Origin of the sequence: Streptococcus mitis (genome assembly GCF_047464035.1) — a bacterium.
GTDB lineage: Bacteria > Bacillota > Bacilli > Lactobacillales > Streptococcaceae > Streptococcus > Streptococcus mitis_DX.
The window spans coordinates 21,032-27,031 of the sequence record NZ_JASHCQ010000022.1 but is presented as its reverse complement, the minus strand read 5'-3'; the positions used below and the strand labels follow the sequence as shown (position 1 = coordinate 27,031).

Below are 6,000 nucleotides of genomic sequence, written 5' to 3'. Positions count from 1 at the left end.
AGAGGCAAGTGACGAGTCAAGAGCAATAAGGCTTGAACAAAGTGAAAGCCAGCGTCTTTAGGCGCTGGCTGGTAATTTGGGCTTATAGCCCTGGTTCAAACCACCCGTTAGACGGGTGGTCATGATTTATGAGAACGAACTATCTATACAGAAACACTACATTATAGACTGCAAATTGAGTTTAAAAATGGTATAATGGTAAAGTTATATAGTCCCGATAAGATGGTAGAAATTTCTATTTTTTCTTTCGAGTCGCAACTCGCAAAGAATGACGGCTCCAAAGTCGTTCGTCATTCTACGGTTGCCGCTATAATGCAGTCACCCTATGCGCCTTACTAGCTTCAGAAATAAAAAATTATCGTTTTTATTTCTTACGCGTCGCAACTCTTAGAAAATGAAAATACCTATCAGTACTTTGTAACTCTATAACACTATTTTTAAGGGGGGACATTTTTATGTCAGAACGTAAATTATTCACGTCTGAATCTGTATCTGAGGGGCATCCGGATAAGATTGCAGACCAAATTTCAGATGCGATTTTGGATGCTATTTTAGCAAAGGATCCAGAGGCGCACGTTGCTGCTGAGACAGCTGTATATACTGGATCTGTCCACGTTTTTGGTGAAATTTCTACAAATGCTTATGTGGATATTAACCGTGTGGTTCGTGATACCATTGCAGAGATTGGCTATACCAATACAGAATACGGTTTTTCTGCTGAGACAGTGGGAGTACACCCATCTTTGGTGGAACAATCTCCTGACATTGCTCAAGGCGTTAACGAAGCCTTGGAGGTTCGTGGAAATGCAGACCAGGATCCACTGGACTTGATTGGTGCTGGAGACCAAGGGCTCATGTTTGGATTTGCAGTGGATGAAACAGAAGAGCTCATGCCATTGCCAATTTCACTCAGCCATAAATTGGTTCGTCGTCTGGCAGAACTTCGTAAGTCTGGTGAAATTAGCTATCTTCGCCCAGATGCTAAATCACAAGTTACAGTTGAATATGATGAAAATGATCGTCCAGTACGTGTGGACACAGTCGTGATTTCAACTCAGCACGACCCAGAAGTCAGCAACGAACAAATTCACAATGATGTCATTAACAAGGTTATCAAAGAGGTTATTCCAGCTTCTTACTTGGATGAGCAAACAAAATTCTTCATCAATCCTACTGGTCGTTTTGTCATCGGTGGACCTCAAGGGGACTCAGGTTTGACTGGTCGTAAGATTATCGTAGATACTTATGGCGGCTACTCTCGTCATGGTGGTGGTGCATTCTCTGGTAAGGATGCGACTAAGGTGGACCGTTCTGCGTCATATGCGGCTCGATATATTGCAAAGAATATCGTTGCAGCGGGTCTTGCTAAGAAGGCAGAAGTGCAATTGGCCTATGCTATCGGTGTTGCGCAACCTGTTTCTGTTCGTATCGATACCTTTGGTACAGGAACAGTAGCTGAAAGCAAACTTGAAAAAGCGGCTCGTCAAATCTTTGACCTTCGTCCTGCAGGAATTATCCAAATGTTGGACCTCAAGCGCCCAATTTACCGTCAAACAGCGGCTTATGGACACATGGGACGTACAGATATTGATCTTCCATGGGAACGTTTGGACAAGGTAGACGCTTTGAAAGAAGCAGTCAAATAAGATTTTAAGAGGGGGTTGCCCCTCTTTTTTAATATACTATTTCCTCCAAAATCATTGAAATTATAGCTTGAATTTGATATGATGGTCTTATGGATAAAAGTAGAGCAAAGCGTGAGAATCACGATAAGATAAGAATGAGTCTAATAGCCCTAGTAGCTATCTTCTCAGTAAGTATTTGTGTCCTTGGTTCAATAATTGGATACAAAATATACACAAAACAAAGTTTTGAACAAAAGATTGAATCGCTCAAAAAAGAGAAAGATGATCAATTGAGTGAGGGAAATCAGAAAGATCATTTTCGTAAGGGTCAAGCCGAAGTGATTGCCTATTATCCTCTACAAGGGGAGCAAGTGATTTCGCCTATAAAGGGAATTATGACACAGGATATTAAAGACAATCTAGAGGATAAGGAAAATCTGGTTTTTTATTATACGGAGAAACAGGATTCGACTTTAAAAGGGATTGTCAACCGAAGTGTGATGAAACAAGTCTATGATTTAACTTCATCAAAAGTTGAAGAGACTGAAAAAACTAGTCTGGCAAAAGTCCATTTGACAGAAGATGGCAAATCGTTTACACTTGATCAATTATTTTCAGATGCTAGTAAGGCCAAAGAGAAACTGATAAAAGAACTGACTTCTTTTTTACAGGATAAGAAATTGGAGCAAGAAAAGATTGATCAAGTTGTTAAAGGTTTCTCTGACCAAGACTTGTCTGCATGGAACTTTGATTACAAGGATAGTCAGATTATCCTTTATCCAAGTCAGTCAGTTGAAAATCTAGACGAGATTGCCTTGCCAGTACCTAGTTTCTTTGAAGTTATTCAGTCCTCTTATTTATTAGATAAGGATGCAGAGCTATATAAGGCTTATTATGAAAAGAAAAATCGTAAAGTAGTGGCCTTGACTTTTGATGATGGACCAAATCCTACGACGACAAATCAAGCATTAGATACTCTTTCCAAGTATGGTATCAAGGCAACTTTCTTTGTTTTAGGTAAGAATGTTTCTGGTAATGAAGAGATTTTGAAACGCATGAAATCGGATGGACATGTCATTGGAAACCATAGTTGGAGTCATCCAGTGCTTTCAAAACTTTCCCTTGATGAAGCTAAAAAACAAATTACTGATACTGAGGATGCGCTAACTAAAGTGTTGGGTTCTAGTTCTAAACTCATGCGTCCGCCTTATGGAGCCATTACAGACGACATTCGCAATAGCTTAGATTTGAGCTTTATTATGTGGGATGTAGATAGTCTAGACTGGAAGAGTAAAAATGAAGCATCTATTTTGACAGAAATTCAGCGTGAAGTCAAGAATGGTTCTATTATTCTCATGCATGATATCCATGCTGAAACAGTGAATGCTCTGCCGAAGGTTATTGACTATTTGAAAGGGCAAGGTTATGACTTTGTTACCGTACCAGATTTGTTAGACTCTCGTCTTAAAGCTCATCAGCTCTATTACGACCGCAATCAATAATACACAAAATCTAAAGAGAAAAGTTTTCCTTGAAAATTTGGCTCTTTGGATTTTCTTCTCATAGAAAGGAAAAATAATGAAATCTTATACTTTAAATAATGGTGTTACGATTCCAGTACTGGGATTTGGAACCTGGAAAGCTGAAAATGGAGAGATTGCCTATCAAGCTGTCCTAGAGGCTTTAAAGGCAGGCTATCGCCATATCGATACGGCAGCTATTTATAAAAATGAAGAAAGCGTTGGTCGTGCCATTCAAGATAGTGGCGTTCCGCGTGAGGAAATTTTTGTAACCAGTAAACTCTGGAATACAAATCACAACTATGAGCAAACTCGTCAGGCTTTTGAAGAGTCTTTAGAGAAGCTGGGCTTGGAATATTTGGATTTGTATTTGATTCATTGGCCAAATCCAAAACCGCTCAGAGAGAACGACCACTGGAAAATCCGAAATTCAGAAGTTTGGAGAGCGATGGAAGACCTCTATCAAGAAGGCAAAATCCGTGCTATTGGAGTTAGTAATTTCCTTCCCCATCATTTGGATGCCTTGCTTGAAACAGCAACTATCGTTCCAGCGGTCAATCAAGTTCGTTTGGCTCCAGGTGTGTATCAAGAGGAAGTCGTAGATTACTGTCTAGAAAAAGGAATTTTATTGGAAGCTTGGGGACCTTTTGGTCAGGGAGAACTGTTTGATAGCAAGCAAGTGCAAGAAATCGCGTTAAATCACGGTAAATCGGTTGCTCAGATAGCCTTGGCCTGGAGCTTAGCAGAAGGATTTTTACCACTTCCAAAATCTGTCACAGCTTCTCGTATTCAGGCTAATCTTGATTGCTTTGGAATTGAACTGAGTCATAAGGAACGTGAAACCTTAAAAACAATTGTTGTTCAGTCTGGTGCTCCACGAGTTGATGATATGGATTTCTAGAAAATCATAAAAAGAATTGTACATTGTGCTAATTTTTGATATAATAGTCAGCAAGAAAGAAAGTCTTATGGCGTTCTTCAAGCGAACTTGGGATAGTGGGAGCCAAGTAGGGCAAAATAAAGAACTGGCGCTTTCTGTAATATTTTTAAAAACAATGAAGTAATAAATTAGGGTGGAACCGCGTTTCTGACGCCCCTAGTCGCAAGGCTTGGGTGTTGAAATTCGGTTCTTTTTGAATTCGTCTAATGCCTAAGTAGAAAGGAGCATAATGCTTAAAGGATCTTGTTTATGTAAAGCAGTGACCTACACTCTAGATGAGGAATTATCGGAATTAGTTTTTTGTCATTGCTCATTTTGTCGGAAAGCAACTGCGTCTGCCTATACAGTTAATGCCAAAGTTAGCAGTGAAAAGCTAGTATTGCATGGAAAAGAAAAGCTTGTTTCTTATAGTTCTTCTCCAGGAAAACAGCGTTATTACTGCCAGAACTGTCATAGTCAAATTTTCACTGTTCAAGAAAATATACCAGAAGTCTGTGCTTTGAAATTAGGTACAATAGATGAAAGCGATCAGAATTTACAAACTGTTCCTAAACGTCATATTTTTCAGGACCCAGCTTTTTCTTGGTTGCTTGAAAAATAAATCTAAGAAGATAATATAAATTAAAGGAGTAAACAATGTCTAAAAAATTGACTTTCCACTGCGTCAGTGGCAGAAACCTCCTTATAGTCGGACTGCCCCACGCTCGGCACTAGAGTGCCTGAGCTAGACGCAGTACTAACTCGTCTTGCCTCGTATGATCGACGAGGCAGACTCGTGTCGCAAGTAATTTATATAAAAAGGAGTAAACAATGTCTAAGAAATTAACATTTCAAGAAATTATTTTGACTTTGCAACAATTTTGGAATGACCAAGGTTGTATGCTTATGCAGGCTTATGATAATGAGAAAGGTGCGGGGACAATGAGTCCTTACACTTTCCTTCGTGCTATCGGACCTGAGCCATGGAATGCAGCTTATGTAGAGCCATCACGTCGTCCTGCTGACGGTCGTTACGGAGAAAATCCTAACCGTCTCTACCAACACCACCAATTCCAGGTGGTCATGAAGCCATCTCCATCAAACATCCAAGAACTTTACCTTGAGTCTTTGGAAAAATTGGGAATCAATCCTTTGGAGCACGACATCCGTTTTGTTGAGGATAACTGGGAAAACCCATCAACTGGTTCAGCTGGTCTTGGTTGGGAAGTTTGGCTTGATGGGATGGAAATTACTCAGTTCACTTATTTCCAACAAGTCGGTGGATTGGCAACTGGCCCTGTGACTGCAGAAGTTACTTATGGTTTGGAGCGTTTGGCTTCTTACATTCAAGAAGTAGACTCTGTCTATGATATCGAGTGGGCTGATGGTGTAAAATACGGAGAAATCTTCATCCAGCCTGAGTATGAGCACTCAAAATATTCATTTGAAATTTCTGATCAAGAAATGTTGCTTGAAAACTTTGATAAGTTTGAAAAAGAAGCTGGTCGTGCCTTGGAAGAAGGTTTGGTTCACCCTGCCTATGACTATGTTCTCAAATGTTCACACACCTTTAACCTGCTTGATGCGCGTGGCGCCGTATCTGTAACCGAACGCGCAGGCTATATCGCCCGTATCCGTAACTTGGCCCGTGTCGTAGCCAAAACCTTTGTCGCAGAACGAAAACGCCTAGGCTACCCACTTTTGGATGAAGCAACACGAGCTAAACTCTTAGCAGAAGACGCAGAATAGTGAGTAATATTGTGCTCTAAAATCGTTAGAGGCAAGTCGAAGACTTGCTAGAGGGATATGCACCGCCGTACTGTTATGTGGGGATTTTTGAAACCTTAGGTTCAAAAATTAGTCAGCTAAATCCACTTTGATGAGACTGTTGGAAATCTTGATCAATTTAGTATTAGATTTCCATACAGACTCACAA

The 6,000-nt window shown here is 40.2% G+C and carries 5 protein-coding genes; all 5 read left to right on the top strand.

What is annotated here, in order from left to right; genetic code table 11:
• Positions 1-455 precede the first annotated feature (455 nt).
• The 5 genes from metK (at position 456) to glyQ (ending at position 5,813) form a co-directional block, all read left to right on the top strand.
• Positions 456-1,646: a methionine adenosyltransferase gene (gene metK, locus QM818_RS07145; protein WP_000003942.1), complete on the top strand. Its 1,191-nt coding sequence runs from the start codon at positions 456-458 to the stop codon at positions 1,644-1,646.
• An 89-nt stretch (positions 1,647-1,735) separates the two neighbouring features.
• Complete coding sequence (pgdA, locus tag QM818_RS07140) at positions 1,736-3,127, top strand: peptidoglycan-N-acetylglucosamine deacetylase PgdA (protein ID WP_261080828.1); 1,392 nt, start codon at positions 1,736-1,738, stop codon at positions 3,125-3,127.
• A gap of 76 nt (positions 3,128-3,203) precedes the next feature.
• On the top strand, positions 3,204-4,046 hold the full coding sequence (locus tag QM818_RS07135; RefSeq protein ID WP_261080827.1) for an aldo/keto reductase: 843 nt from the start codon (positions 3,204-3,206) through the stop codon (positions 4,044-4,046).
• 268 nt (positions 4,047-4,314) lie between these two features.
• A complete protein-coding gene (locus tag QM818_RS07130) occupies positions 4,315-4,686 on the top strand; it encodes a GFA family protein (protein ID WP_000912013.1) in 372 nt (123 codons plus the stop codon).
• 209 nt (positions 4,687-4,895) lie between these two features.
• Complete coding sequence (glyQ, locus tag QM818_RS07125; RefSeq protein WP_000038733.1) at positions 4,896-5,813, top strand: glycine--tRNA ligase subunit alpha; 918 nt, start codon at positions 4,896-4,898, stop codon at positions 5,811-5,813.
• The last annotated feature ends 187 nt before the right edge of the window (positions 5,814-6,000 follow it).

Coding starts and splice junctions, on each gene's coding strand:
- metK (WP_000003942.1), top strand. CDS start 456: ATGTCAGAACGTAAATTATTCACGTCTGAATCTGTATCTGAGGGGCAT.
- pgdA (WP_261080828.1), top strand. CDS start 1,736: ATGGATAAAAGTAGAGCAAAGCGTGAGAATCACGATAAGATAAGAATG.
- QM818_RS07135 (WP_261080827.1), top strand. CDS start 3,204: ATGAAATCTTATACTTTAAATAATGGTGTTACGATTCCAGTACTGGGA.
- QM818_RS07130 (WP_000912013.1), top strand. CDS start 4,315: ATGCTTAAAGGATCTTGTTTATGTAAAGCAGTGACCTACACTCTAGAT.
- glyQ (WP_000038733.1), top strand. CDS start 4,896: ATGTCTAAGAAATTAACATTTCAAGAAATTATTTTGACTTTGCAACAA.